Source organism: Catellatospora sp. NPDC049111 (assembly GCF_040648615.1).
GTDB lineage: Bacteria > Actinomycetota > Actinomycetes > Mycobacteriales > Micromonosporaceae > Catellatospora > Catellatospora aurea.
The window spans coordinates 1-24,952 of the sequence record NZ_JBEZEB010000013.1 but is presented as its reverse complement, the minus strand read 5'-3'; the positions used below and the strand labels follow the sequence as shown (position 1 = coordinate 24,952).

26 protein-coding genes are annotated in these 24,952 nt (G+C 72.5%); 18 read left to right on the top strand and 8 right to left on the bottom strand.

The window, feature by feature from the left end:
• Nucleotides 1-128 precede the first annotated feature (128 nt).
• The 3 genes from trpB (at nt 129) to AB0B66_RS19870 (ending at nt 2,908) form a co-directional block, all read left to right on the top strand.
• Nucleotides 129-1,286 (top strand): tryptophan synthase subunit beta, encoded by a 1,158-nt coding sequence (gene trpB / locus AB0B66_RS19880; protein WP_360531891.1) that lies wholly within the window; start codon nt 129-131, stop codon nt 1,284-1,286.
• Entirely contained in the window at nt 1,283-2,098 is an 816-nt protein-coding gene (gene trpA, locus AB0B66_RS19875) for a tryptophan synthase subunit alpha (RefSeq protein ID WP_360531489.1), read from the top strand. The genes trpB and trpA overlap by 4 nt, the downstream gene beginning before the upstream one ends.
• Before the next feature lie 63 nt (nt 2,099-2,161).
• Nucleotides 2,162-2,908 carry a GntR family transcriptional regulator gene (locus AB0B66_RS19870; protein ID WP_360531486.1) on the top strand — a complete coding sequence of 249 codons (747 nt, stop codon included), beginning with the start codon at nt 2,162-2,164 and terminating at the stop codon, nt 2,906-2,908.
• Nucleotides 2,909-2,911: 3 nt separating this feature from the next.
• Here AB0B66_RS19870 and AB0B66_RS19865 read toward each other — a convergent pair whose 3' ends face one another.
• Nucleotides 2,912-3,283 carry a MerR family transcriptional regulator gene (locus AB0B66_RS19865; RefSeq protein ID WP_360531483.1) on the bottom strand — a complete coding sequence of 124 codons (372 nt, stop codon included), beginning with the start codon at nt 3,281-3,283 and terminating at the stop codon, nt 2,912-2,914.
• A gap of 52 nt (nt 3,284-3,335) precedes the next feature.
• On the opposite strand from AB0B66_RS19865, the gene AB0B66_RS19860 reads away from it, so the two are divergent.
• Together AB0B66_RS19860 and AB0B66_RS19855 are read left to right on the top strand one after the other, a co-directional pair.
• A complete protein-coding gene (locus tag AB0B66_RS19860; protein WP_360531480.1) occupies nt 3,336-4,334 on the top strand; it encodes an aldo/keto reductase in 999 nt (332 codons plus the stop codon).
• A gap of 209 nt (nt 4,335-4,543) precedes the next feature.
• Nucleotides 4,544-5,350, top strand: coding sequence for a TIGR02452 family protein (locus tag AB0B66_RS19855; protein WP_360531477.1), 807 nt, complete (start codon nt 4,544-4,546; stop codon nt 5,348-5,350).
• A gap of 35 nt (nt 5,351-5,385) precedes the next feature.
• On the opposite strand, the gene AB0B66_RS19850 is transcribed toward AB0B66_RS19855, so the two are convergent.
• A complete protein-coding gene (locus tag AB0B66_RS19850; RefSeq protein ID WP_360531474.1) occupies nt 5,386-6,012 on the bottom strand; it encodes an aspartate/glutamate racemase family protein in 627 nt (208 codons plus the stop codon).
• Nucleotides 6,013-6,177: 165 nt separating this feature from the next.
• On the bottom strand, nt 6,178-7,443 hold the full coding sequence (locus AB0B66_RS19845; protein ID WP_360531888.1) for an alpha-L-fucosidase: 1,266 nt from the start codon (nt 7,441-7,443) through the stop codon (nt 6,178-6,180).
• A 105-nt stretch (nt 7,444-7,548) separates the two neighbouring features.
• Between AB0B66_RS19845 and AB0B66_RS19840 the strand changes: the two genes are divergently transcribed.
• From AB0B66_RS19840 to AB0B66_RS19825, 4 genes are all read left to right on the top strand, one after another.
• Nucleotides 7,549-8,349, top strand: coding sequence for a helix-turn-helix domain-containing protein (locus AB0B66_RS19840; RefSeq protein ID WP_360531471.1), 801 nt, complete (start codon nt 7,549-7,551; stop codon nt 8,347-8,349).
• Between the two features lie 110 nt (nt 8,350-8,459).
• Nucleotides 8,460-8,777: a helix-turn-helix domain-containing protein gene (locus AB0B66_RS19835; RefSeq protein WP_360531885.1), complete on the top strand. Its 318-nt coding sequence runs from the start codon at nt 8,460-8,462 to the stop codon at nt 8,775-8,777.
• Nucleotides 8,777-8,992 (top strand): hypothetical protein, encoded by a 216-nt coding sequence (locus AB0B66_RS19830; RefSeq protein ID WP_360531468.1) that lies wholly within the window; start codon nt 8,777-8,779, stop codon nt 8,990-8,992. Before AB0B66_RS19835 ends, AB0B66_RS19830 begins: the two co-directional genes overlap by 1 nt.
• Nucleotides 8,993-9,212: 220 nt before the next feature.
• Complete coding sequence (locus tag AB0B66_RS19825; RefSeq protein WP_360531465.1) at nt 9,213-9,728, top strand: DinB family protein; 516 nt, start codon at nt 9,213-9,215, stop codon at nt 9,726-9,728.
• 161 nt (nt 9,729-9,889) lie between these two features.
• Here the strand turns inward: AB0B66_RS19825 and AB0B66_RS19820 are convergent, their stop codons facing one another.
• Nucleotides 9,890-11,140: a cation:proton antiporter gene (locus tag AB0B66_RS19820; protein WP_360531462.1), complete on the bottom strand. Its 1,251-nt coding sequence runs from the start codon at nt 11,138-11,140 to the stop codon at nt 9,890-9,892.
• Nucleotides 11,141-11,145: 5 nt separating this feature from the next.
• Nucleotides 11,146-11,628: a cation:proton antiporter regulatory subunit gene (locus AB0B66_RS19815; protein ID WP_360531459.1), complete on the bottom strand. Its 483-nt coding sequence runs from the start codon at nt 11,626-11,628 to the stop codon at nt 11,146-11,148.
• 195 nt (nt 11,629-11,823) lie between these two features.
• Here AB0B66_RS19815 and AB0B66_RS19810 point away from each other — a divergent pair, with 195 nt between their 5' ends.
• The 5 genes from AB0B66_RS19810 to AB0B66_RS19790 all read left to right on the top strand — a co-directional run bounded on the left by AB0B66_RS19810 (nt 11,824) and on the right by AB0B66_RS19790 (nt 17,360).
• On the top strand, nt 11,824-13,059 hold the full coding sequence (locus AB0B66_RS19810) for a M20 family metallopeptidase (protein WP_360531456.1): 1,236 nt from the start codon (nt 11,824-11,826) through the stop codon (nt 13,057-13,059).
• Nucleotides 13,060-13,230: 171 nt separating this feature from the next.
• On the top strand, nt 13,231-15,978 hold the full coding sequence (locus AB0B66_RS19805; protein WP_360531453.1) for a nitrate- and nitrite sensing domain-containing protein: 2,748 nt from the start codon (nt 13,231-13,233) through the stop codon (nt 15,976-15,978).
• 2 nt (nt 15,979-15,980) lie between these two features.
• Nucleotides 15,981-16,388 carry a roadblock/LC7 domain-containing protein gene (locus AB0B66_RS19800; RefSeq protein ID WP_203692483.1) on the top strand — a complete coding sequence of 136 codons (408 nt, stop codon included), beginning with the start codon at nt 15,981-15,983 and terminating at the stop codon, nt 16,386-16,388.
• Nucleotides 16,385-16,792 carry a DUF742 domain-containing protein gene (locus AB0B66_RS19795; protein ID WP_360531450.1) on the top strand — a complete coding sequence of 136 codons (408 nt, stop codon included), beginning with the start codon at nt 16,385-16,387 and terminating at the stop codon, nt 16,790-16,792. Before AB0B66_RS19800 ends, AB0B66_RS19795 begins: the two co-directional genes overlap by 4 nt.
• The gene (locus tag AB0B66_RS19790) at nt 16,773-17,360 is read left to right on the top strand and encodes an ATP/GTP-binding protein (protein WP_360531448.1); all 588 of its coding nucleotides are present in this window, start codon (nt 16,773-16,775) and stop codon (nt 17,358-17,360) included. Before AB0B66_RS19795 ends, AB0B66_RS19790 begins: the two co-directional genes overlap by 20 nt.
• Before the next feature lie 175 nt (nt 17,361-17,535).
• Here AB0B66_RS19790 and AB0B66_RS19785 read toward each other — a convergent pair whose 3' ends face one another.
• Entirely contained in the window at nt 17,536-19,452 is a 1,917-nt protein-coding gene (locus AB0B66_RS19785; RefSeq protein WP_360531882.1) for a proprotein convertase P-domain-containing protein, read from the bottom strand.
• Nucleotides 19,453-19,626: 174 nt separating this feature from the next.
• On the opposite strand from AB0B66_RS19785, the gene AB0B66_RS19780 reads away from it, so the two are divergent.
• Both AB0B66_RS19780 and AB0B66_RS19775 read left to right on the top strand, forming a co-directional pair.
• The gene (locus tag AB0B66_RS19780; RefSeq protein ID WP_360531445.1) at nt 19,627-20,226 is read left to right on the top strand and encodes a cadmium resistance transporter; all 600 of its coding nucleotides are present in this window, start codon (nt 19,627-19,629) and stop codon (nt 20,224-20,226) included.
• A 217-nt stretch (nt 20,227-20,443) separates the two neighbouring features.
• Nucleotides 20,444-20,974 carry a pyridoxamine 5'-phosphate oxidase family protein gene (locus AB0B66_RS19775; protein ID WP_360531442.1) on the top strand — a complete coding sequence of 177 codons (531 nt, stop codon included), beginning with the start codon at nt 20,444-20,446 and terminating at the stop codon, nt 20,972-20,974.
• Here the strand turns inward: AB0B66_RS19775 and AB0B66_RS19770 are convergent.
• Entirely contained in the window at nt 20,959-21,525 is a 567-nt protein-coding gene (locus AB0B66_RS19770) for a DUF4352 domain-containing protein (protein ID WP_360531439.1), read from the bottom strand. The genes AB0B66_RS19775 and AB0B66_RS19770 overlap by 16 nt on opposite strands.
• A gap of 143 nt (nt 21,526-21,668) precedes the next feature.
• On the opposite strand from AB0B66_RS19770, the gene AB0B66_RS19765 reads away from it, so the two are divergent.
• The gene (locus AB0B66_RS19765; protein ID WP_360531436.1) at nt 21,669-22,934 is read left to right on the top strand and encodes an MFS transporter; all 1,266 of its coding nucleotides are present in this window, start codon (nt 21,669-21,671) and stop codon (nt 22,932-22,934) included.
• A 9-nt stretch (nt 22,935-22,943) separates the two neighbouring features.
• A complete protein-coding gene (locus AB0B66_RS19760; RefSeq protein ID WP_360531433.1) occupies nt 22,944-23,537 on the top strand; it encodes a pentapeptide repeat-containing protein in 594 nt (197 codons plus the stop codon).
• A 71-nt stretch (nt 23,538-23,608) separates the two neighbouring features.
• Here the strand turns inward: AB0B66_RS19760 and AB0B66_RS19755 are convergent.
• The coding region (locus AB0B66_RS19755) for a family 43 glycosylhydrolase (protein ID WP_360531430.1) at nt 23,609-24,952 on the bottom strand (1,344 nt) is incomplete at its 5' end.

The window sequence follows — 24,952 nt, the reverse complement described above, 5'->3', positions numbered from 1 at the left end:
CCGTCCCGCCGACTGGCGGGGCGGCCCTTCGCTGTGCCACTATGGGCAACAGTTCTAGAACAGTTGGAGGAACTGTGGGTGCCATCACCGCCGCGGGCCTGCCCGCGCTGCTGCCCGCCGCAGGGCTGATGCACGACCCGGGCGCCGCCGGCCGGTTCGGCGACTACGGCGGGCGCTACGTGCCCGAAGCGCTCATGCCGGCCTGCGCGCAGGTCGAGCAGGCGTTCCGGGAGGCGTGGGCCGACGCCGGCTTCCGGCGCGACCTCGACCGGCTGCTGACCGTGTACGCCGGGCGGCCCACCCCGCTGACCCCGGCCTGGAACCTGTCCGCCGAGCTGGGCGTCGACATCCTGCTCAAGCGGGAGGACCTGGCCCACACCGGCTCCCACAAGATCAATAACGTGCTCGGGCAGGCGCTGCTGGCCCGCCGGATGGGCCGCACCCGGCTGATCGCCGAGACCGGCGCGGGCCAGCACGGCGTGGCGACCGCGACCGCCGGCGCGCTGCTGGGCCTTTCGGTGACGGTGTTCATGGGGCACAAGGACATGGTCCGCCAGGCGCTCAACGTGCACCGGATGCGGCTGCTCGGCGCGGAGGTCGTCGAGGTCACCAGCGGCAGCCGCACCCTCAAGGACGCCACGAGCGAGGCCATGCGGCACTGGGTTACCTGCGCCGACGAGGCCTACTACTGCCTCGGCTCGGTGATGGGACCGCACCCGTACCCGTGGATGGTGCGCGAGTTCCAGCGGGTCATCGGCTCCGAGGCCCGCGCCCAGTGCGCCACCGAGCTGCCCGCCGCGATCCCCGACTACGTCGTCGCCTGCGTCGGCGGCGGCTCCAACGCCGCGGGCACCTTCGCCGGGTTCGCCAACACCTCCGCGCAGCTGGTCGGCGTCGAGGCCGCGGGCGGCGCGGCGATCGCGGGCGGCAAGGTCGCCGTCATGCACGGGCACCGCTCGTACGCGATCCAGGACGAGCACGGCCAGATCCTGGAGGCCGAGTCGGTCGCCGCCGGCCTGGACTACCCGGGCATCGGCCCGGAGCACGCCCACCTGCACGACCTCGGCCGGGCCCGGTACGTCACCGTCACCGACGCCGAGGTGATCGACGCGGTGCGGCGGCTGGCCCGCAGCGAGGGCATCCTGCCCGCGCTGGAGTCGGCGCACGCGATCGCCTGGGTGCTGCGCGCCGCCCGCGACGGCGAGCTGCCGCCCGGCGCGACCGTGCTGATCACCCTGTCCGGCCGCGGCGACAAGGACACCACGACCCTGATGGAGATCCCGTGACGACCGTCGACACAGTGACCATCGTTTCCGGCGTGGCGGTCGGGCCTCGCCTGCGCGAGCGCCGCGACGCCGGCCGCAAGCTGCTCGTGCCCTACGTGACCGGCGGCATCAGCGCCGACTGGACCGACTTCCTGACGGCGTACGAGCAGGCCGGGGCAGATGCCGTCGAGATCGGACTGCCGTTCTCCGAACCGATGATCGACGGCCCGACCGTGCAGGAGGCCTCCGAGCGGGCCCTGCACCGGGGCGCGACGGTCCGCGGCATCCTCGCCGACCTGCGCCGGGTGCGGGTGGACGTGCCGCTCGTCGTGATGACCTACTACCACCTGGTGGCCCGCGAGGGGCCCGCGCGGTTCTGCGCCGAGCTGGCCGAGGCCGGAGTGCGCGGGCTGATCGTGCCCGACCTGCCCCTGGAGGAGCTGGCGGAGCTGGAGCAGGCCGCAGCCGTTGCGGAGGTGGACCTGACCCTGGTCGCCGCGCCCAGCGGCGCACCGTCGCGGCTGCGGGAGATCGCGGCCCGCAGCCGCGGCTTCGTGTACGCGATGACCGGCATGGTCACCACCGGGGAGCGGGCCGAGCTGCCCGCGTCGGCCGGCGAGTTCGCGGCCCGGCTCAAGACCCACGCGGACCTGCCGGTGCTGCTCGGGTTCGGCGTCTCCACGCCCGAGCACGCCGTGGCCGGGGCGCACGCCGCCGACGGAGTCGTGGTCGCGTCGGCGCTGATGCGCCGCGTCCTCGACGGGGCCACCCCGGCCGAGGTCGGCGCGCTGGTCGCCGAGCTGCGTGCAGCGCTGGACACGGCGCACGGCTGACGCGGCGGGGGCGGGATCGCCGATACTGGAGCGATCCCGCCGCCGACCGACAGGAGCCACCGCATGGCCGGGCCCCGCTACCGGGTCATCGCCGCCGACCTCGCCGAGCGCATCCGCGCCGGGGAGTACCCGCCGGGCACCGCGCTGCCCGCGCAGCGGGAGCTGAGCGCCCGGTATGACGTGGCGCTGGCGACGGCGCGGCAGGCGCTGCAGGCCCTGATCGACGACGGGCTGATCGTGGTCGAGGCGGGCCGGGGCACCTTCGTCGCGCCCGCACGGCCCGCGTACCGGCTGGACACGCTGCGCAGCTTCGTCGACGACCTGCGCGACCAGGGACACCAGGTCACCACCGAGGTCGTGTCCTGCTCGCTGCGGGCCATGCCCGCCTGGGTCACGTCGTTGTGGGGCGAGCGCGACGGCACGGCCAAGGCGCTGCGGCTGGAACGGCTCCGGCTGCTCGACGGCGTGCCCGCGATCCACCAGGTGTCCTGGGTGGACCAGCCGTACGCGCAACTGGTGCGCGGCGCCGACTTCACCGCCACGGCCCTGTACGCGGCGCTCGCCGACGCCGGTATGCAGATCGCCTCGGCGTCCGAGCGCATCGCCGCCGCCACGCTCGGCGCGGCGGGCGCGGCCCTGCTGCACCAGGACGCGGACAGCCCGGTGCTGGTCAGCGACCGGGTCACCCGCACCCGCGACGGCGCGGTCGGGGTCGTCGACCGGGCCGTGCTCGCGGGCGGGCTGATGCAGGTCCGCGCCGAGCGCACGGTGCACCAGGTGTCCGTGCAGTGGGGCGCGCCGCCGCGCTGAGCGCTACGACCGGGCGGCCAGCTCGCGCTCGTAGTAGCGGATCTTCTCCCGCAGGTGCCCGTACTGCCGCTCCAGCAGCGCCATCTGCTCCTCGACCGCCTCGGCGTGGGCGCGCAGCAGCTCGACGCGGTCGGCGATGCTGTCGTCGCCGGTGCGGGCCAGCTCCGCGAAGCGGCACATCTGGTTGATGGGCATGCCGGTGTCGCGCAGGCAGCGCAGCAGCCCGAGCCAGCCCAGGTCGTGATCGGAGAAGACCCGCTGCCCGCCGGGCGTGCGGTCGACCTCGCTCAGCAGGCCGATGCGCTCGTAGTAGCGCAGCGTGTCCAGGCTGAAGCCGCTGCGCCGGGACGTCTCGGAGGGGGTGTACGCGCTCATCCGCTCACGATAGCTTGACCTGGAGCGCGCTCCAGGTGTCAGGCTGGCCCGCATGACGACGACACGGACATTGGGCCGCAGCGGGATCGAGGTCGGCGCGCTGGGCATGGGCTGCTGGGCGATCGGCGGCCCGCTGTGGGGCGAGGACGGGCAGCCCTACGGCTGGGGCGAGGTAAACGACGACGAGTCGGTCCGCACCGTGCACGCGGCCCTCGACCACGGCATCACCCTGTTCGACACCTCCAGCAACTACGGCGCGGGCCACAGCGAGCGGGTGCTCGGCCGGGCCCTGGCCGGGCGGCGGGACAGCGCGGTCCTCGCCAGCAAGTTCGGCTTCACGGTCGAGGAGCGGACCCGGCTGGCCACCGGCGAGGACTCGTCCGCCGCGTACGCGGTGAGCTGCCTCGACGGCATCCTCGACCGCCTCGGCACCGATCACCTCGACCTCTATCAGCTGCACCTGGGCCACCTGCCGGTCAACCAGGCGCTCGACCTGGTGGAGACCCTCGAAGGCCTGGTCGCCCAGGGCCGCATCCGCGCGTACGGCTGGAGCACGGACGACGCCGAGCGCGCCGCCGCGTTCGCCAAGGCCGGGGCGCACTGCGCGGCGGTGCAGTACGACACCTCGGTGCTCAACGACAACGCCGCCATGGTCGACGTGCTGGCCACCTGGAACCTGGCCGGGCTCAACCGCGGCCCGCTCGCCATGGGCCTGCTCACCGGCAAGTACCACGGCGCCGTCGGCGCGCTGGGCGGCGACGACGTACGCGGCAAGAGCCCGGAGTGGCTGCGCTGGTTCACCGACGGCGTGCCCACGCCGGAGTGGGCGGCGCGGGTCGACCGGGTCCGCGAGGCGCTCACCGCCGACGGCCGCACCCTCACCCAGGGCGCGCTGGGCTGGCTGCTCGCCCGCAGCCCGCACAACGTGCCGATCCCCGGCTGCCGCACCGTCGCCCAGGCCGAGGAGAACTTCGCCCCGCTCGCCCGCACCCCGCTGCCCGCCGACGCCTTCGCCGAGGTCGAGTCCCTGCTGGCCGACCTGCGCGGCTGACACACGCCGGGCGCGGCGTCCGCGGCGGCATGGCGGTGTCCGTGGGTTTACATCTTTTTTGATGTGGCCACATCAAAAAAGATGTAAACCCACCCGGTCACCTCCTCGGCTGGGCGGCACCGCCGGTGCGAGGCGCGGACAATGCGGTTGCCGCGCATGGATGCGCCTGTCACCGTTGCCGTCGTGGGAAAGACGGACGGGGTGGGAATGTGAGCGGGCGGCTGCGGGAGATCGCACGGCAGACGGTCGAGATCGCCGAGCGCGGCGACTACCGCAACACGGCCGGCGCGCGGGTGGAGATCGGAGCGGCGGTACGGGCCGCCGTTGCGGGCACCCGGCACTACGAGCCGGACGAGCAGCTGAGCCCGGCGGGGCAGCGGAATCCTCAGCCGGAGATCGAGGTGACCCGGGAGTCGACGCTCGTCGCCGCGCGGCGGGCCGGTCCGGCCGCGGCCTGCCTGGTGTTCGCCTCGGCCAAGAACCCGGGCGGCGGCTTCCTCGGCGGGGCGAAGGCGCAGGAGGAGAGCATCGCCCGGGCGTCGGCCCTCTACCCGAGCCTGCTGGCCGCGCCGGACTTCTACGCCTACCACCGGGCGCAGCACGACCTGCGCTACAGCGACCGGGTGATCTACTCGCCGGGCGTGCCGGTGTTCCGGGACGACAAGGGCAACCTGCTCGACGAGGCGTACCAGACCTCGTTCCTGACCTCGGCCGCGCCCAACCTGGGCGCGATCGCCCGCAACCAGCCCGCGGACCTGCCGGACGTGCCCGCGGTGCTGCTGCGCCGGGCGACCCGGGTGCTCACCGTGGCGGCCGCGCACGGGCACCGCACGCTGGTGCTCGGCGCGTGGGGCTGCGGGGTGTTCCGCAACGACCCGGCCGTGGTCGCGCAGGCCTTCGCCGACGCGCTGCGCACCGTGGACCGCTTCGACCGGGTCATCTTCGCGATCTACGACAACCTGTCCGGCACCCCGGTGCACGCGACCTTCGCGCGGGTGTTCGGCACCGCCGGCTGACAGGTGCTCAGTCCTGCGAGGCGAACGGGGCCGCCTCAGAGCGCCGCGGCGGCGCGTAGGCCAAGGCGTGGCGAGGCCAGCACGGGGATGTCGGTCACGCGGCGCTCGGTGACCGGCGCCATCGACGCCTGGGCGAGCACGACGACGTCGGCGTCGGTGACCCCGGCCAGTGCGGCGGCGACCCGGTCGAGGTAACCGTCGAGGTCCCCGGCCTCGAACCGGTCCCACGCACCGCAGATCATCCGTGCGGACACCGTGACGGAGCGGCCCGCCCGAGCGGCCTCCTCCTCGATCAGCGCCGTGGTGGGCGCGAGGGTGGTGGCGAGCGCGGCCAGCACCGTGATCCGCGGTCCGGCGGCCACGGCCGCGGCTGCCATCGGCCGGTCGACACGCAGCACCGGGATGCCCGCCCGGTCGGCGGCCTGCTCGGCGAGTGCGCCGATGGTGGAGCAGGTGCACAGCACGGCCCGCGCACCGGCTTCCGCGGCGAGGCCGATCTGCTGAGCCACCTGGTCGGCGACCGCCGGCACGCCGTGGCGGCGGGCGTCGTCCAGCAGGTGTTCGGCGACGATGTGGTACAGCGTCAGCGCCGGCGCCTCCTCGTTGCGGAGCCGGTCGAAGGTGAGCATGTGGGCCTGCGAGGTGTGCAGGAGAGCCAGCATCGTCGTTCGTTTCCGTGCGAGTCGGACATTCGAGGGCGGATCACCGTAGCACCGGATGAGTCCCGCCCGGCCCCCCGCGAGACAGCCATCACACCCCACCCGGCCCGGCGGGTGACGCGGCCCTACCGGCGCGACTGACACCGGCACGGCCGCGTACGCCGTCGCTCAGTCGCGACCGGTGCCGCGATAGAGGTCCAGCTCGCCGTCGAGTTCGACGGTGACGACCGTGGCGTGCGGGTCGAGGTCGGCCGTGCTCGGCCCGTCGATCCAGGTCACGCCGGGCACCTCGCCGAGCCCGCCGGTCACCCGGTGGCCGAGCTCCGTGCCCGTGCCCAGCACGTACGCCCGCTTGACCGGAGTGCGCAGGCCCTTGACCGCGATGTGCTCGCCCGGTGCGCCGAACACCACCAGGTGCACGGTGCGGCGGTCGGGGGACAGGGTGCTCGGGCCGTAGTGGTGGCCCGCGGGCAGGCCCGCGACGGTGCCGAACACGGCCGACTCATGTCGCGCGATCCACGTGCCGAGACCTTCCAGCCGCTCGACCTGCTCGGCGGGAATGGTGCCGTCGGCTCGCGGGCCGACGTCGAGCAGCAGGTTGCCGCCCATGCCGATGGTCTCGGTGAAGTAGCGCACCAGCTGGGCCACGGACTTGTGGTTGGTGTCGCCGTGGCGGTAGCCCCACGAGTCGTTGACGGTCAGGCACAGCTCCCACGGCCCGTCCGGCGCCCGCATCGGGATGCCCTGCTCCGGGGTGGCGTAGTCGCCGTAGGACATCATCCGCGCGTTGAGGACGGTGCCCGGCTCGGCGGCCAGGATCTGCTCGGACAGCTCCCGCATCCGCCACTGCTGCTCGCTGCGCTCCCACTCGCCGTCGAACCAGAGCAGGTCCGGGCGGTAGCGGTCGATCAGCTCGCCGACCTGTCCGTCGCGGTAGGACAGGTAGCGGGCCCAGGCCCGCTCGTCGTCGGGCCTGCCGTCCTGCGGCGCGACCCACTCGCTGTCGTTGACGTGCTGGGCCTCGCCCTGGCTGCGCACCGAGGCGTAGTCGGGGTGGTTCCAGTCCGAGTGCGAGTAGTAGAGGCCCACCTTGAGACCGCGCTCGCGCAGCGCCTGCGCGTACGGGCCGATCAGGTCGCGCCCGGCCGGGGTGTGCTCGACGACGTTGCGGCCGCCCTGGGTGGAGTCCCAGAGCGCGATGCCGTCGTGGTGGCGGGCGGTGAGCACCGCGTAGCGGGCGCCGACCCTGGCGAACAGCTCCGCCCACGCCTTCGGGTCGTAGTTCTCGCCCGCGAAACCGGCCTGCTGGCGCATGTACCGCTCGTGCGGGACCTCGCCGGCGTAGAAGGCCCACGACTCCAGGGTGCCGTCGACGGCGTAGATCCCCCAGTGGAGGAAGATGCCGAGCTTGGCCTCGGCGAACCACGGCTGCATGGCCACGGTGGTGCTCCTGTCTTTCTGGTCGACGGTGGGTAAGGCTAGGGCCGGATCGCCTGGCAGCGCGTGGGTTCTGCTCACCATCGCTGGTACGTTTTCACCATGACGGCGTTGCCGGAGCCCGGCGGCCGGAGCGTGCGCGTGCGCCTGGACGGCCCGCCGCAGGTGGCGAACATCGGGGTGGGCGTGCACGGCACCACGGTGGCCCGCGAGTCGTTCCTGCTGCCCGAGCTGTGGCAGTTGCACCTATACGGCTACCAGGGCGAGCTCACGGTCGGCGGGGTCGCCCACCCGATCCGTCCCGGGCACGTCAGCCTGGTCCCGCCGGGGGTCGAGGTGCGGTTCGACTACCGGGGCCGCTCCGAGCACCTGTACGCCCACCTGCGGTTGCCGCGTGCCGGGACACCGGTGCCGGTGCCGGTCATGCAGGACGCGGGGCCGCAGACCGCGGCGCTGTCGGCGATGCTGCGCCTGGCGGTGGCGGCCGCGCCGCGCCGGCCCGCGCAGGCGGCGGCGGAGGTGTGGGCGGTGCTGTGGCGGGTCGCCCAGCTCCCGCGCGCCGAACCCGACGGGCGATCCGGCGTGCCGCACCCTGCGGTAGCCGCGGCGATGGCCTACCTCGAGGCGCGGCTGGCCGAGCCGGTGTCGGTGCCCGACGCCGCCCGGCATGCGGGCGTGTCGCACAACCACCTGACCAGGCTGTTCCGGGCAGAGACCGGCGACACCGTGGTGGCGTACCTGCGCCGCCGCCGACTGGCCCGGGCCGAGCACCTGCTGCGCCGCTCGACGCTGTCGATCCCCGCCGTCGCCGCCTCCGTCGGCATCGCCGACCTGCAGGCGTTCAACAAGGCCTGCCGCCGCGAGTTCGGCCTGTCCCCGCGAGCGCTACGCGCCGCGCGCTGATCTCCCCCAAGATCGTCTGCTGCTCCGTCAGGAAAGCGATCGACAGCTCTTGCGGGCACGTGCTAGTTTTTTCTTGCAGGTGAAAGTTGGAGCTAGGAGGACCGATGGAGATGTCGCACAGTGGCGACGAACTGGCACGGATCCTGGCGACACTGGCCAACCCGCACCGCATGCGCGTCATCGCCGCACTGGCGCATGGGCGCAACTACGTGAGCGCGCTGGCCCGCGAGCTGGGCATCAGCCGGCCGCTGCTGCAGCTGCACCTGGCCAAGCTGGAGGCGGCGGGCCTGGTGACCGCCGCGTTCGAGCTGTCCGCCGACGGCAAGGCCATGAAGTACTACGACACGGTGCCGTTCACCGTGACGCTCACCCCGCAGAGCATCGCGCTCGCCGCGCGCACGCTCACCACCGTGGAAGGAGACAGCTGATGGACTCGTACGCCATGAGCATGGGCACGATCTGGACCGTCGGCATGCTGGTCATCGCGGTGATCGGCATGGTGCTCTGGCACCGCCAGCAGAACGCGAAGGCCAAGGCGGCACTGTCGCCGGGCGCAGACCAGCTGACCGCGATCGCCGCCCAGCTGACCGACCTCCAGGCCCGCGTCGCGAAGATCGAGAAGGTGCTGGCCTCGGTCGACTGACGCCGCTGGCGGCAACCGCCCATGATCGTCCGACTTGCCGGGCACCTGTGCGTATCTTGAGCGCGCATTCGCCCATGTGCCTGGCAAGTCGAGTGGTCTTGGCGCGTGTCACGCCCTGCTCGGCGGGGAGACCCGGGGGCAGTGGAGGGCGGGGCGGCGGCCGCACCTGCCTACCGGGCAGAACTGCGGGACCGGGTTCGATCGCCCTAGTCTGATCACCATGACGTTCCAGCTGCCTGACGCGATCGCCGCGCTGAGCCGTACGCCCGATGTGCTCGACGCCCTGCTCGGTGATCTGGACGACGGATGGACGCGGCAGCGGCCGGCCGAGGGCGAGTGGAGCGCGCACGATGTGCTCAGCCATTTCATCCACGGCGAGCGCACCGACTGGATCCCGCGGGCCCGCATCATCCTCGACCACGGCACGTCGGTGCCGTTCACCCCGTTCGACCGCGACGGCCACGTCGCGATCGCGGCCGACCGCTCCACCGCCGAGCTGCTCGACCTGTTCCGCACCCTGCGCGCGGAGAACCTCGCCGTGCTGCGCGGCTTCGAACTGACCGCCGACGACCTCGACCGGGAGGGCACCCACCCGGCGTTCGGCCCGGTCACCCTCGGCCAACTCCTGGCCACCTGGACCACCCACGACCACGTCCACCTGGGCCAGGTCACCCAGGCCCTGGCCACCCGCTACACCACCGAGGTCGGCCCCTGGCACGCCTACCTCTGGGAGTGACCGCCCCTGCCTCGTCCCGCCCAGCCGCGCCGCGTCTTGCCGTGCCGTGCCGTGCTTGAGAACGACGTTGGCCTATCTCATCGAAGAATCCGGGTTCTGAGTCGATGAGATAGGCCAACGTCTGTGAGAAGGCGGGTCGCGCCGCCGGGTCGCCGGGGCGGTCAGGCCTGGGCGGGGGAGGCGTCGGGGTCGGGGCCCCGCTGGGAGGGGAGTTCGACGCGGTCGGGGTGCGCGGCGACGGCCGGTTCGGTGATGCGGCGACGGCGGCTGATCCGGTTGATCAGCGGCTCGACGCCGCGGGCGGTGAGCGGGCCGAGCACGGCCAGCATCAGCACGTACGCCGCGGCCAGCGGGCCGAGCTGCGGTTCGATGCCCGCCGCGACGGCCAGCCCGGCGATGACGATGTTGAACTCCCCGCGCGGCAGCAGCGCCACGCCCGCGCGCAGCCGGCCCGCGACGCTGATGTGCGCCCGTTTGGCGGCCCACCAGCCGGTGGCCATCTTCGTCGCGATGCCCGCCAGCGCCAGCAGGATGGCGATGCCGGCGACCGGCGGCAGCGCCGTCGGGTCGGTCTGCAGGCCGAAGAAGACGAAGAACACCGCCGCGAACACGTCCCGCAGGGGCGTGAGCAGTTCCCGGGCGGTGTGCGCGAGCGGCCCGGACAGCGCGATGCCGACCAGGAACGCGCCCACCGCGGCGGAGACCTGCAGCTCCTGGGCGATGCCCGCGACCAGCACGGTCAGGCCCAGCACCTTGAGCAGCAGCACCTCGGAGCTGGGCGAGGCGACGAACTTCTCCACATACCGGCCGAACTTCAGCGCGACGACGAGGATGACCGTGATGGTGAGGCCCGCGATGCCCAGCGTGGTCAGGCCGGTGGCGAAGCTCGCGCCGGCCAGCATCGCGGTCAGGATCGGCAGGTACATCGCCATGGTCAGGTCTTCGAAGACCAGCAGCGACAGCACGATGGGCACTTCGCGGTTGCCCAGCCAGTTCAGGTCGGACAGGACCTTCGCGGTGATGCCGGACGAGGTGACGTACGTGATGCCGCCCAGGGCGACGGCCGCCACCGGGCCCCAGCCCAGGATCAGCGCGACGATGACGCCGGGCGCCGAGTTCAGCACCAGGTCGACCAGACCCGCGGGGGCGTTGTGGCGCAGCGTGCTGACCAGTTCGGGCGCGGTGTACTCCAGGCCCATGGTGAACAGCAGCAGGATGACGCCGATCTCGGCGCCGGTCGCGGCGAACTCGCCCGCCTCGTCGATGGGCAGCAGGCCGCCCTTGCCGAAGGCGAGACCGGCGAGCAGGTACAGGGGGATGGGGGAGATGCCGACCCGCAGCGACACCGCGCCGAGCAGGCCCAGGGCGAGGATGACCGCGCCGATTTCGATCAGTACGAGGGCTCCGTGCATACGCGTCAGCCGTTGTTGAGGATGTCGGTGACGGCGGCGGTGCCCTCGGCCGTGCCCACCGCGACGGCGAGGTCGCCGGGCTGGAACACGAAGTCGGGGCGGGGGCTGGCGAGGATCTCGCCGCCGCGGATGACCGCGACGATGGACGCGCCGGTCCGGGTGCGGGCCTGGGTGTCGCCGAGGCTGCGCCCGTCGAACGGCGAACCGGCGATGACCGGCACCTGCACGGTCAGCAGGCCGACGACCTGGCGGCGCAGATCGGCCAGCCGCTCCACGATGCGGGAGGTGCCCAGCAGCTCGGCTATGCCGTTGGCCTCGTCGGTGTTGAGCGACAACGTCGCGACGGCGGTATCCGGATCATCAGGGTGGTAGATCACGATGTCCCGCCGTCCCGAGACGTGCGACACCACGGCCGCGTGCTGTCCCCGTTGGGTCTGGAACTCGTGCCGCAGCCCGATGCCCGGCAACGCGGTCTTCTCGACGTCCAAGGCTCAAACCTCCTGTGCGTGATCGACTGAGGTAACCCTACCGAACTGATAGGTAACCGGTCTACTAGCGGTTAGCCCGTTACCAGGTCGAGGTCGGCATAGCCGCAGGTCAGTTCATGTCTACTTCAAGCCCGCTTGACGGGTGACCGGGTGTGAGGTCTGTCGCAGGCCGCCCGGTTCGGATAACGTGCCGCCATGTCGACCCTCGCCTCGCCCGCCACCGCCGACGCCGCCCCCGACTCCGGATTCCAAGCCGCGGTGCGGGACCACGCCGCGGACCTGATCGCGCTCCGCCAGGCCGTGCACCGCCACCCCGAGATCGGGCTGCACCTGCCGCACACCCAGGCCGCCGTGCTCCAGGCACTCGACGGGCTCCCACTGGAGATCACCACGGGGCACTCGCTCAGTTCGGTGGTCGCGGTGCTGCAGGGCGGGCTTCCCGGGCCGGTGGTGCTGCTGCGCGCCGACATGGACGCGCTGCCGGTCACCGAGCTGACCGGGCTGGAATACGCCTCCGAGATCGACGGCGCCATGCACGCCTGCGGGCACGACCTGCACGTGGCGATGCTCGCCGGCGCGGCCCGGCTGCTGTGCGGGAAACGCGACCGGCTGCCCGGCAGCGTGGTGTTCATGTTCCAGCCCGGCGAGGAGGGGCCCGGCGGCGCCGAGCCGATGATCGCCGAGGGCCTGCTGGAGGCCGCGGGCGAGCACCCGATCGCGGCGTACTGCCTGCACGTGCTGTCGGCGCTCGAACCGTTCGGGCGCTTCTCCACCCGGCGCGGGCCGATGCTGGCGGCCGCGGACACGCTGAAGGTGACCGTGCGCGGCGCGGGCGGCCACGGGTCAGCGCCCCAGTTCGCCAAGGACCCCATCCCCGCCGCGTGCGAGATGGTGACCGCGTTGCAGACCTTCGTCACCCGCGGCATCGACATCTTCGATCCCGCCGTCATCACGGTCGGCACCTTCCACGCGGGCACCGTCGAGAACGTCATCCCCGCGCAGGCCGAGTTCGGCGCGACGCTGCGCTCGTTCTCACCGGCCACCCGCGAACGGGTGCGCCAGGGCGTGCTGGACGTGGTGCACGGCATCGCCGCCGCGCACGGCCTGACCGCCGACGCCGACTACGTGCCCGGCTACCCGGTGACGATGAACGACGGCGGCGAGGCCGAATTCGCCGCGCGCACCGCCGCGGAGCTGTTCGGCGAGGACCGCTTCGCGTGGACGGCCAACCCGGTGGCCGGCGCCGAGGACATGTCGTACGTGCTGGAGCGGGTGCCCGGCGCGTTCGTCTACCTCGGCGCCTGCCCGCCCGGCCTCGACCCGATGACCGCGCCGCTCAACCACGCGCCCGAGGCCCGCTACGACGACGCGGTGGTGCCCGACGGGGCGGTGCTGCTCGCCGAGCTCGCCTGGCGGCGGCTGTCGCGTTAGGACGCTCCGCATAGGAGGTTTGCGCACCTGTCCGGACGTGTCGCACAGGGGGTGCGACGCCGAGGCGGCCGCGTCGTGTTGAGTGCAGGATGTCAGTCACCTTGCGTGGCGGTCAAAGCACCGACAGGCGCGGACCGTCGCGGTCGGCCCTCTAGCGTCGGTGGGAAAGTGATGAGCTCCCGGACCTCGAACCTGCGGGCGAAGATCGCCTTTCTGCTCGCCTCCCTCGCCGCGCTGTGGGCCTTCGCCGCGTTCGTGACCATGCGCGAGGGCCTCAACCTCTTCTGGATCAGCACGCTCGACCAGGAGGTGGGCCGCCCCACCGACTCGCTGGTCGCCGCGCTGCAGGCCGAGCGCCGCATCTCCGCCGTCGTGCTGGCCGCCGACGACACCGCCCACCGCGCCGAGCTGGCCACCTCCCGCGCCGCCACCGACGCCGCCGCGGCGCGCTTCCGCGAATCGGTACGGGGCACCACCGCCGGCTGGGCCGCCACGCCCATCGCCGAGCGGAACATCGCCGACCTGGGCCGGATGCTCGACGGCCTCGGCCCCGTGCGCGCCGACGTCGACCAGCGCATCGGCGAGCGCAGTGCCGCGGTGGCCTACTACACCGAGACCATCGGCGCCGGATACCGCATCTTCGCGACCATCGCCAGCTTCGACGACCAGGCCATCAACGACCAGCTCAGCCACCTGCTGATCATGTCCCGGGGCCGGGAGCTGCTGTCGCAGGAGGACGCGCTGATGTCGGGCGTGCTCGCCGCGGGCCGCTTCTCCGCCGGTGACGCGGCCGAGTTCGCCCAGCTCGTCGGCGCGCAGCGCAACATCCGCGCCACCGGACTGGAGGGCCTGCCCGACGACACGGCGATCTACCACCCCGTGCTGGAAGGCCCCGCGCTGACCCGGCTGACCGAGATCGAGGACCTGATCGTCGCCCGCGCCCGGCCGAACGAGGCGCCGCCGGTCACCGCCGCCGACTGGCGGACCGCGTTCGACCCGGCGCTGACCGCGCTCGCACAGCTCGACATCGACCTCGCCGAGGCGACCATCGCCCGCGCGAAAGGCCCGACCATCCTGGTCATCGTGCGGCTGGTGCTGGCCGCCGGCCTCGGCCTCATCGCCGTCGTCGCCTCCATCGTGCTGTCGATCACGACCGCGCGGGCCATCGTGACCCAGCTGCGGCGGCTGCGCGACGCCGCCGACGAGCTGGCCGGGCAGCGGCTGCCCCGGGTGGTGCAGCGGCTGCGGGCGGGTGAGGAGGTCGACGTCATCGCCGAAGCGCCCCCGCTGGCCTTCGGCGACGACGAGATCGGCCAGGTCGGCCAGGCGTTCAACGCCGTGCAGGAGACCGCGATCCGGGCCACCGTCGAGCAGGCCGAGCTGCGCCGCAGCGTGCGCGACCTGTTCCTGAGCCTGGCCCGGCGCAGCCAGACCCTGGTGCACCGCCAGCTCACCATGCTCGACGCGATGGAGCGCCGGGCCACCGACGCCGCCGAACTCGACGAGCTGTTCCGGGTCGACCACCTGGCCACCCGCATGCGCCGCAACGCGGAGAACCTGATCGTGCTCGCCGGGGCGGTGCCCGGACGCGGCTGGCGGCGCACCATCCCCGTCGTCGACGTGATCCGCGCCGCGGTCGCCGAGGTGGAGGAGTATCCGCGGGTCAACGTGCTGTCCAGCGAGGCCGCCGGGCTCGCCGGGCACGCCGTCGGCGACGTGGTGCACCTGCTGGCCGAGCTGATGGAGAACGCGCTGGCGTTCTCGCCCCGGCACACCCTGGTCAACGTCGGCGGTTCCGCGGTGGGCGCCGGATACGTGATCGAGATCGAGGACCACGGCCTGGGGATGACCGCCGCCGACCTGGAACAGGCCAATGCGCAGCTGCACGAACCCGCCGAGTTCCTGCTCACCGGCACGCCGCGACTCGGCCTGTACGTCGTCGGCCGACTCGCAGAGCGCCACCACGTCAAGGTCCGGCTGCAGCCCTCACCGGGCGGCGGCACGACGGCGATCGTGCTGCTGCCGTCGAGCCTGGTCTCGGACGCCTGGACGCCCGTGCCCGGTCACGACAGCGGCGAGCACCGCCTCATCACCGGCACGTCGCCGCAGCCGGTGGCCGACCTCGCGGTCAGCGCCGACGACAACGACGACCGCCGCGCCTCCCTATCGGCGCAGCCCGCGGGCGCGCTGCCGGTGCGCACGCCCCGCCCTGCGGCCGAGCGGTCGCAGCGCGAGCCGGTGGCGGCCGTCCCTGCCGCGGGCGAGCCGGCCACGGCCGCGCCGCCCAGCGTGCCGGTTTCCGCGGCACCCGCGGGGAAATCTCCCGCGGACCCGGTGGACGTGGGCGAGACCGCGCCGCCCGCGACCGGCCCGACCGCCGTTCCCGCGCCCGCCGTCGCCGCGCCCGCAGCCGCCACCACCCCCGCCGCCACCGTCATCGCCGCCCGGGTCAACGGCTCCACCTCGGACGCCGCCCTGGCCGTCGACAGCGTGGTGCCCGCCCCGCGCGGCCCGGTCGAGGGCACCGTCTACACCCCGTCGGGCCTGCCGGTGCGGGCCCGCCCGGCGGTGCCCGCGGTGCCCCTGGCGGAGCAGCGGGCCGAGGCCCTACGGGTGGAGGTGGATTCGCCGGAATCGCCGCCGGGAGTCGAGTTACGGCTGACCGCGGGAGCACCGCAGCAACCGGTGTCCGGCGACGTCGTCGCGGGACCCGGCGAGCGCCCTGCGTCCCAGGTCTACAGCCTGATCGCGGCATACCAGCAGGGCAGCCGGCGGGGCCGGCTCGCCGCCGAACAGATCGCCACCGAACCCGGCCTGGGCGAGCCCGAGCCGGAGCCCGAGGACCGGCCCGCACTGCCGCGATGGCCGAGCCCGCGCACAGCGCCGCGGCACGAGGAAGGGCAAGGCGGAGGGGAATGACCGTGGAGCAGAAGACGAGAGCAGCGTCCGACCTGGCCTGGCTCGCCGACGATTTCGTCGAACGGGTGGCGCAGGCCCAGAAGGCCATCGTGCTGTCCGCCGACGGCCTGCTCATGGCCGCGTCCGCGGAGTTGAGCAGGGAGGACGCCGAGCACCTCGCCGCCGTCGCGGCGAGCCTGTTCGGACTGGCCCGCGGGGCGGGACGGCGCTTCGGCAAGGGCAAGGCCCGCCAGGCGATCATCGAGATGGACAGCGGTTTCCTGTTCGTCACGGCCGCGGGCAACGGCGCCTGCCTGGCGGTGGTCGCGGGCAAGGACGCCGACGCGGGCCTGGTGGCATACGAGATGGCGATGCTCGTGGTGCGGGTGGGCCAGTACCTGACCGCACCGGCCCGCGGCAGCCACCCGTGAACGTGGCACAGCCGTTGCCGTCCGACGGCTTGCCCGGCGACGGGCTGCTGTGGGTCGACGAGGAGGCCGGGCCGCTGATCCGCCCGTATGCGATGACCTCCGGCCGGACCCGCCCGCGCCACGGCGACCTCGACCTGATCGCGGTCGTCGTGGCCACCCGGCCCACACTGCCCTCCGACGGGGGCCTGGGCTCGGTGTACGCCGAGATCATGGCGGTGTGCCAGCGCCCCGTGTCGGTCGCGGAGATCGCCTCGTACCTGCGGCTGCCCGCCGGCACGGTGCGCGTGCTGCTCAGCGACCTGCTCGAACGCCGACTCGTCCGGCGGCGCGCCCCCGTCAACGTCAACCAGCTCCCCAGCGCGGACATTCTCAAGGCGGTCATCGATGGCATCCGAGCCCTATGACGACGAGGGCGGCATCCCGGCCGCCTTCAAGATCCTGGTCGCGGGCGGGTTCGGCGTAGGCAAGACCACGCTGGTCGGTGCGGTCAGCGAGATCTCGCCGCTGCTCACCGAGGAGCTGCTCACCGACGAGAGCATCGGCGTGGACGACACCGCCGGCGTGGAGACCAAGTCCACCACCACGGTCGCGCTCGACTTCGGCCGGATCACCATCAACGACGACATGGTGCTCTACCTGTTCGGCACCCCCGGGCAGGAGCGGTTCATGTTCGTCTGGGACGAGCTGGCGTACGGCGCGATCGGCGCGGTGGTGCTGGCCGACACCCGGCGGCTGGAGGACGCGTTCGGCTCCATCGACTACTTCGAGCAGCGCGGCACCCCGTTCGTGGTGGCGGTCAACTGCTTCGACGGGGCGCGGGTCTACCAGGCGCAGGAGGTCGAGCAGGCGCTCAACCTCGACCCGCACGTTCCGGTGCGGCTGTGCGACGCGCGACGCCGCGAGTCGGTCAAGGAAGTCCTGGTCACCCTGCTGGAGCAGGTGATGGCACAGGGGGCACACGCCGTGGGCTAGGACGGCGCGGGGAGCTGCCCGCCGTGCCGCAGGAGGGGCGGCGCGCCGGGCAGACACCCGTGACGCCCGCGGTGACGGGGGACGGCGACGCCTGGGGGGTGACGCCGTTCCCCGTCGGAGGGCGCCGCTGCCCCGGGCGGTGCGGGCCCGGGGCAGCGGAGTTCCGGTCAGCCGGTCACAGGGTCAGCGTCCAGCTGTTGACGTAACCGACGTCGCCCGATGCGGCGTCCTGGACCCGCAGGTTCCAGGTGCCGTTGCGCACCTCGGTCGACAGGTTGACGGTGTACGTCTGGTCGATGTTGTCGGTGCTGCCGCCGCTCCGGTTGTGCAGCACGTAGGTGCTGCCGTCCGGGGCCACCAAGGTCACCACCAGGTCGCCCTTGTACGTGTGCACGATGTGCACCTCGGCGGTCGACGTCGACGAGGCGTTGCCGGTGCAGCCCGAGACGGTGATCGGGCTGTTGACGGTGCCGAGGTCCACGATGGTCACGTCGGTGGCGTTGGTGCCGCCGCAGCCCGGCGGGAGCGCCCCGCCCAGGTTCAGCGTCCAGCTGTTGATGTATCCGACGTCCGACGGGCCCGCGTCCTGCACCCGCAGCTTCCAGGTGCCGTTGGCGACCTCGCTCGACAGGTTGACGGTGAACGTCTGGTCGATGTTGTCCGCGCTGCCGCCGGTCTTGTTGCGCAGCGTGTAGAGCGTGCCGTCGGGCGCGACCAGGCTCACGATCAGGTCACCGACGTACGTGTGCACGATGTGCACCTCGACCGTGCTGGCCGAACCCGCGTTGCCGGTGCAGCCGGTGATCGCGATCGACGACTCCACGGTGCCCTGGTCGATGATGGTCACATCGGTCGGGTTGGTGGCCGAACAGCCGGGCGGCCCGGCGATCGTGAGCGAGAACGTCGTGGTCCGGGTCGCGGCGCTGCCGGTGCCGGTGACGGTCACCGTGTACGTGCCGACCGGCGTGCTCGCACTGGTCGCGATCGTCAGCGTCGACGAGCCGCCCGAGGTGATCGTCGACGGGCTGAACGTCGCGGTCGCGCCGCTGGGCAGGCCGGACGCTGACAGGGCGACCGACTGCGCGCTGCCGTTGGTGACCGTGGTGCCGATGGTGGAGGTCACCGAACCGCCGGCGGTGGTGCTGCCCGAGGCGGGGCTGGCGGCCATCGAGAAGTCGTTGCCCGCGGGCGTGCCCACGGCCAGCGTCCACAGCGCGTACGCGGCCGCGTCGGCCGCCCGGTTCAGCACCGTGTCGTTGATGTTGCTCGGGAACGTGTCGCACGAGGCGTGGTAGCAGGGGTCGTAGTCCCCGGTCGTGCCGCCCCACTTGGCGACCTGCGACGAGGTCTTGTTGGCGCTCGCGCCGGCCGCGATGCCGCTGGTCTGGATGCCCGCGGAGTTGAACGACGCGTCGTCGGACCGTCCCGCGCCCTCGACGTTCTCCTCCGGGGCCAGGCCCGGGAAGTTGGCGTCGTAATAGGCCTTGATGGTCTGGCCGAGGCTGGACGTGATGCGGTTGATGAAGTAGCCGCCGTTGGTGGAGGCGATCATGTCGAAGTTCAGGTAACCGGTGATCTTCGCGCGGTCGGCCGACGACAGCGAGTTGACGTAGAACTCGGACCCGTTGAGGCCCTGCTCCTCGTCGGTCCACCAGCCGAAGCGCACGTGCTTGACCATGGTCGGGTTCTGCTCGGCCAGCGTCAGGGCCAGCTCCAGCAGCATCGACGAGCCCGAGGCGTTGTCGTTGATGCCCGGTCCGGCGGACACGCCGTCGAGGTGCGCGCCCAGCATCAGCACCTGGTTGGTGTCGCCGCCTGGCCAGTCCGCGATGATGTTCGGCCCGGCGCCGCTGGTGCAGCCCGAGGTGCAGTTCTGCTTGACGACGCTGTACCCGGCCGCGGTCAGCGCGTTGAACACGTAGTTCACCGACGCGGTGTAGCCCGCGGTGTTGGAACGGCGGTTGCCGCCGTTGCTGCTCGCGATCGTCTGGAACTGCTGCAGGTGGGTGCGGATGTCGGTGAGCGAGATGTCGGGCGGGGCCAGGGCGAGCGCCGGGGCGGCCGGAATGGCCACGGCTCCGGCCAGTGCCATGGACAAGACGAGAATGCCGCGGATGATGGGGTTTCTTCTCACGCCGTACTCCTCGGGGTCGAGTGCGCCGGGGTTGCCGGTCCTGAGGAGGATAGAACGTCAAGTAGATAGATTTGAATAGGTGGAACACGACACGCTGGGGCCGGGCGCGCCGGTCGCCGTAGGCTGCCGGTCGTGGATCACCTGGCCGGAACCGTCGCCGCCGCCGTCGCGCTGTTCGCGGGCACCAACGTCGACGACCTGATCGTGCTCACCGTGCTGTTCCTGAGCAGCCGCACCACCGGCCGCCCGCGCCGCTGGGAGATCTGGACCGGCCAGTACGCTGGCATCGCCGCCCTGGTCGGCGCATCCGCGCTGGCCGCCGCCGGCCTGACCGTGGTGCCCGACCACTGGATCGGGCTGCTCGGCCTCATCCCACTGCTGCTCGGCGTACGCGCCCTTATCCAGACGCTGCGCTCCCGCGGCGACGGCGGCCCGCCGCCGGCTGTGGCCACCACCGCGCCGGCCGTCGCCGGGCTCACCGTCGCCAACGGCGCCGACAACATCGCCGTCTACACACCCGTGTTCCGCACCATCGGCGTCACCGACAGCCTCGTCACCATCGCCGTCTTCCTGGTCCTCGTCGCTGTCTGGTGCGCCGCCGCGGCCTGGCTCGGCGCGCACCCCCGCGTCGTGGCCTTCATCGAGCGCTATGGCCACTGGCTGGTTCCGGCCGTCTTCATCACCATCGGCCTGCTGATCATCCTGGAGTCGCCATTGTTCTCCGGCGTCTGACTCGATTCCTGGCGCGGTACGACCCGGCCGCCGCGGCGCGGCCGAAGGGGATACCTCCCGCAGCGCATTTGCTCTGCACCCATTCCCTTGCTCTGCACCCATCGGCGCAACGGGTCGGTGCTGTTGCGTCCGCGGGTGCAGAGCAAGCTTTTGGGTGCAGAGCAAATGCGGCCGCACCCATGTCCTGCCACCGCACGCGGCCGTGCGAGACTCGATCATGGCTGTGACGAACCCCTGGCTGGCCGGGCCGTCGCCGACCCGGCGGCTGCCGCGCGAACGGCTCGAAGAGCGCATCCTCAACCTGCTGTCCGCGCAGAACATGTGCGTGCTCGCCACCACCGGCCCGGACGGCCCGCTGGCCACCCCGGTGCGCTACTACCACCTCGACTTCGCGGTGATGTTCACCGCCGTGGCGACCTCGCCGAAGATGCGCAACCTCGCCGCCGACCCCCGGATCTCCGTCGGCGTGTTCGCGCCGCTGGTCGGGCAGGCCAGCAGCCGGGGCGCGCAGCTGTTCGGCAGGGCGCGGACGCTCGAGCCCGGCGACCCGGAGTTCGACCACCACTGGGAGGCGTTCCGCTGGCAGAGCGACCACGTCGAGCGGTCCCGCCCGCTGGCCGAGCCGCCGGCGGGTCCGCTGGTGGTCGTCGAGGCGGAGCGCATCGTGTACACCGAGCACTGGCTGCGCCGCGACGGCTACGCCCCGCGCCAGTTCTGGCGGCGCAAAGTCGATCAGACCGTCCAGTAACCGCGGACGTCGTTGGTGATGTCGGGCCGCAACTGCACCCGCAGCCCGTCGGCGGCGTCCTTGGGCACGTCGAACACGACCACCCCGCCCGCCTTCTCGCCGGTGTTGAGGGTGACCGACTGCATGCCGGTGTCGAAGCCGAACGGCAGCACCGGCTCGAACAGCGTGCCGTCCGCGGCGACCAGCGCGAAGTCGCAGAAGCAGGCGTACGTCTTGCCCGCGCTCACCTTCACCTCGACCGTGATCGCGACGAACACGCCCTTCTTCGGCCGCACCAGCGCGCTGTCCGGCGCGACGGTGTGCCGGGTCAGCTTGCTGACCGTGTACGCCACCCGGTTGTCGCCCAGCCCGCCGCTGGTCTCGATGCTCTGCCCGAGTTTCGCGGTCGGCGCGGACTCCGCCGAGGCAGTCGGCGCGGATGCGGCCGGCGTGCCCGCACCGGTGACGTTCGACTGCTGCGGCTTGACCCCGCAGGCCAGGCCGACGGCGGCGGCGAGGACCAGCGTGACGCTGAGCACCGGGCGGCGCGGGGCAGGTCGAGTGGGCGGCATCGTCGCATCGTAGACCGCGCACCGGCCGGGGTCGACCGGCGGAAATGCGTTGCCGGGCGACCGCCCGGCCTCCTAGCCTGGGCTGTCACCAGCAGGAACGCGGCCGCTTCCGCCCGTCCTCGAAAGCTGAGAAGAGGGTAGTCATGAGGTCGCTGCTTCCGGCCGTGCTGCGCGAGGAACGCCAGTTCGCCCGCTACTTCTACGGCCAGGCGCTGTCCATGGTCGGCGACCGGATCAGCTTCGTCATCATGCCGTTCGCCGTGCTGTCCATCGACGGCGCGGGCGCGGCCGACGTGGGCCTGGTCAGCGCGGCCACGCTCGTCCCGTTCCTGGTGTTCGCGCTGGCCGGTGGCGTATGGGCGGACCGGCTGCCCCGGCAGCGGGTGATGCTCGTCTCCGACCTGGTCCGCTTCGTGAGCCAGGCGCTGGTCGCGGCGCTGCTGCTGGCCGGGACCGCGCAGATCTGGCACCTGGTCGTGCTGATGGCGGTGTTCGGCACCGCCGACGCCTTCTTCGCGCCGGCGGCCGGCGGCCTGATGCCGCTGATCGTCGGTCCGGAGCGGCTGCAGGAGGCCAACGCGCTGCGCGGCCTGGTGATGTCGACCGGGCTGGTGGCCGGACCGGCGCTGGCCGGCGGCCTGATCTTCCTGGTCGGTCCGGGCGGGGCGATCGCCCTCGACGCGCTGAGTTTCGCGGTCAGCGCCGCGTTCCTGGCCCGGCTCACGCCGCGCGCCGCCGACCCCGCGGACGCGCCGCAGGGCGGCTTCTTCGCCCAGCTGCGCGAGGGCTTCACCGAGGTCGTGTCGCGGACCTGGGTCTGGTCGATGCTCGCCACGCTGTCGGTGTACCACGTGGTAGTGCTGCCGTCGGTGTTCGTGCTCGGCCCGGTGCTGTCCGAGCAGCAGTTCGGCGGCGCGGCGGCCTGGTCGGTCGTGGTGGCGGCGTTCGGCGTCGGCTCGATCGTCGGGGACGTCATCGCGTTGCGGGTGCGGATCAGCCGCCCGCTGGTCGTCGCCGCGGCGGCGCTGGCCGTCGCGTCCTGCCAGGCGCTGATCATCGGGGCCGGTCCGACCATCCCCGTGATCGCCGCGCTGGAGGCCGTCACCGGTGTCGCGGTGTCGTTGGCGTTCACGATGTGGGAGACGTCGCTGCAGGCCAACGTGCCGCAGGCGGCGCTGTCGCGGGTCAGCTCCTACGACTACCTGCTGACCGCGGGCCTGATGCCGCTGGGGCTGGCCGTCGCCGGTCCGGTCGCGCAGCAGTTCGGCCTGCGCCCGACCCTGTACACCATGACGCTGGTGGGCGTGCTCGCCGCGCTGGCCCTGCTCGCCGTCCCGGCGGTTCGCCGCATGCGCGCCCCGGAACCGGTTCCGCAGGCCGTCGTGCCGCCGGCTCCCGTAGCGGCATAGGCTGGCCGGATGGCTGAGGTGACAGAGGACGCGAGCTTCTCCGGCGAGGACTGGTACGGCGACGAGCTGGTGGAGCGGCACTTCGTGCGCTGCACCTTCCGCGACGTCGACATGACCGAGCTGTCCAGCCAGAACACCGTGTTCGAGGAGTGCGTGTTCGGCAACGTCAAGTTCAACGCCTCCCGGCACGCCGACAGCGCGTTCCTGCGCTGCCAGTTCCTGCGCTGCAACCTGTTCGAGGCCGAGTTCACCGGGTGCAAGCTGACCGGCAGCGTGTTCGAGCAGTGCACGCTGCGGCCGCTGCGGGTGACCGGCGGCGACTGGTCGTTCGTCAACCTGTCCGACGCCGACCTGCGCGGGGTCACCTTCTCCGGCGTACGCATGCGCGAAGCCGACCTGACCTCCGCCCAGTGCGACGGCGCGACGATCACCGCCGTGGACCTGTCCGGCGCGCACCTGGCCAAGGCCAAGCTCAACCGCTGCGACCTGCGCGGCAGCGACCTCACCGCCCTGCACCCCAACGAGGTCGAACTCCGCGACGCCGTCATCGACGCCCCGCAGGCCATCACCCTCGCCCAAACCCTCGGCCTCCGCATCGGCTGATAGGAAGGGCACCTTCTACACGGACGTCCGTTATGAAGGTGCCCTTCCTTCGCCTGCGGGTGGGGGAGCGGTCAGTGCTCCAGGTAGCTGGCGTGGTCGTAGTCGGCGTAGGCACCGTCGGCGCCGAGGTCCTGGACCCAGAGGCCGAGGAACGCGCCGGTGAAGCCCCAGGCGGCGGGTTCGCCGTCGACCTCGCGGGCGGCGTGCTCGTCGGACAGGATCGTCGCGTCGAACGTCGCCGGGATCTCCTGCCAGCCGACCCCCGTGTGGTACGCGAACCGCAGCGCGGGACCGTCGAACACCACCCGCAGGCCGACCCGCTCCACCCCGGTCACGTCGACGGCCAGCTCCGGGTGGGCGGTGCGCTTGCCGCTGTTCGAGCTGAGCACCTCCAGCAGACGGCGGCCGTCGTCGGCCCGGGTCAGGTACGCGTAGTACCAGTTCTGGGTGTTGTAGTAGCCGGTGATCCCGGCGAGCTGCCGGTGATCGGCGGGGTCGAACTCGACGACGGTCTCCAGGGAGCACCGGGTCGCGCCGACGCGGCGGGCGACCAGGCTGGGGGTCTGCTTGCCGACCGGCGACTGCCCGCCGTACACGCGCAGGTGCGAGGGCCGCGAGTGCAGGTCCAACCAGTCCGGCGTGGCCGGACGGCGCAGCGTCGACCAGGCGGTGCCGAGTTCGGTCGTGTCGAAGTGGTCGGTGGCGGGTTCGGCGGGCCACGGGTGCTCCGGCAGGCCCGGCGCGGTGATCTCGTCGGCGGGGATGCCGCCGGGGATGCTCGGCCAGCCGCCGGGGGTCCAGTCGACTTTCTGGATGGCGGTCTCGCGGCCGAGCACGCAGTTGCCGAGCGGGGTGTACGGGCGGGCGGCCAGGTGGGCGAGGTACCAGTCGCCGTGCTGGGTCTGCACCAGGCTGCCGTGTCCGGCCTTCTGCAGCGTGAGGTCGGGCCGTCCGACCGAGGTCAGCAGCGGCCCGACCGGATCCACCTCGTACGGACCGAACAGGTCCCGCGAACGCGCCACCGTCACCTGGTGGTCCCAACTGGTGCCGCCCTCGGCGGTGACCAGCCAGTACCAGCCGTCGTGGCGGTACAGGTGCGGGCCCTCGGTCAGACCGGCCGGAGTGCCGGTGAAGATGATGCGCCGCTCGCCGACCAACCGGCGCTGCTCGCGGTCGTACTGCTGGATCTCGATGCCGCCGAAGCGATTGCGGCCCGGCCGCCAGTCGGCGCTCATGTTGAGCAGCCAGGTCGTGCCGTCCTCGTCGTGGAACAGCGACGCGTCGAACCCGTGGGCGTGCAGCCGAACGGGGTCGGACCAGGGGCCGGTGATGTCGGGGGCGGTGATCAGGTAGTTCTGGGGGTCCCAGTAGCCGCTGGCGAAGCTGGCGACGTCGCTGTAGACGAGGTGGAAGAG

Bases quoted from the DNA above. Each gene is read 5' to 3' on its own strand.
- trpB (WP_360531891.1), top strand. From the start codon at position 129: ATGCACGACCCGGGCGCCGCCGGCCGGTTCGGCGACTACGGCGGGCGC.
- AB0B66_RS19870 (WP_360531486.1), top strand. From the start codon at position 2,162: ATGGCCGGGCCCCGCTACCGGGTCATCGCCGCCGACCTCGCCGAGCGC.
- AB0B66_RS19865 (WP_360531483.1), bottom strand. From the start codon at position 3,283: ATGAGCGCGTACACCCCCTCCGAGACGTCCCGGCGCAGCGGCTTCAGC.
- AB0B66_RS19860 (WP_360531480.1), top strand. From the start codon at position 3,336: ATGACGACGACACGGACATTGGGCCGCAGCGGGATCGAGGTCGGCGCG.
- AB0B66_RS19850 (WP_360531474.1), bottom strand. From the start codon at position 6,012: ATGCTGGCTCTCCTGCACACCTCGCAGGCCCACATGCTCACCTTCGAC.
- AB0B66_RS19845 (WP_360531888.1), bottom strand. From the start codon at position 7,443: ATGCAGCCGTGGTTCGCCGAGGCCAAGCTCGGCATCTTCCTCCACTGG.
- AB0B66_RS19840 (WP_360531471.1), top strand. From the start codon at position 7,549: ATGACGGCGTTGCCGGAGCCCGGCGGCCGGAGCGTGCGCGTGCGCCTG.
- AB0B66_RS19835 (WP_360531885.1), top strand. From the start codon at position 8,460: ATGTCGCACAGTGGCGACGAACTGGCACGGATCCTGGCGACACTGGCC.
- AB0B66_RS19830 (WP_360531468.1), top strand. From the start codon at position 8,777: ATGGACTCGTACGCCATGAGCATGGGCACGATCTGGACCGTCGGCATG.
- AB0B66_RS19825 (WP_360531465.1), top strand. From the start codon at position 9,213: ATGACGTTCCAGCTGCCTGACGCGATCGCCGCGCTGAGCCGTACGCCC.
- AB0B66_RS19820 (WP_360531462.1), bottom strand. From the start codon at position 11,140: ATGCACGGAGCCCTCGTACTGATCGAAATCGGCGCGGTCATCCTCGCC.
- AB0B66_RS19810 (WP_360531456.1), top strand. From the start codon at position 11,824: ATGTCGACCCTCGCCTCGCCCGCCACCGCCGACGCCGCCCCCGACTCC.
- AB0B66_RS19805 (WP_360531453.1), top strand. From the start codon at position 13,231: ATGAGCTCCCGGACCTCGAACCTGCGGGCGAAGATCGCCTTTCTGCTC.
- AB0B66_RS19790 (WP_360531448.1), top strand. From the start codon at position 16,773: ATGGCATCCGAGCCCTATGACGACGAGGGCGGCATCCCGGCCGCCTTC.
- AB0B66_RS19785 (WP_360531882.1), bottom strand. From the start codon at position 19,452: ATGGCACTGGCCGGAGCCGTGGCCATTCCGGCCGCCCCGGCGCTCGCC.
- AB0B66_RS19775 (WP_360531442.1), top strand. From the start codon at position 20,444: ATGGCTGTGACGAACCCCTGGCTGGCCGGGCCGTCGCCGACCCGGCGG.
- AB0B66_RS19770 (WP_360531439.1), bottom strand. From the start codon at position 21,525: ATGCCGCCCACTCGACCTGCCCCGCGCCGCCCGGTGCTCAGCGTCACG.
- AB0B66_RS19765 (WP_360531436.1), top strand. From the start codon at position 21,669: ATGAGGTCGCTGCTTCCGGCCGTGCTGCGCGAGGAACGCCAGTTCGCC.
- AB0B66_RS19760 (WP_360531433.1), top strand. From the start codon at position 22,944: ATGGCTGAGGTGACAGAGGACGCGAGCTTCTCCGGCGAGGACTGGTAC.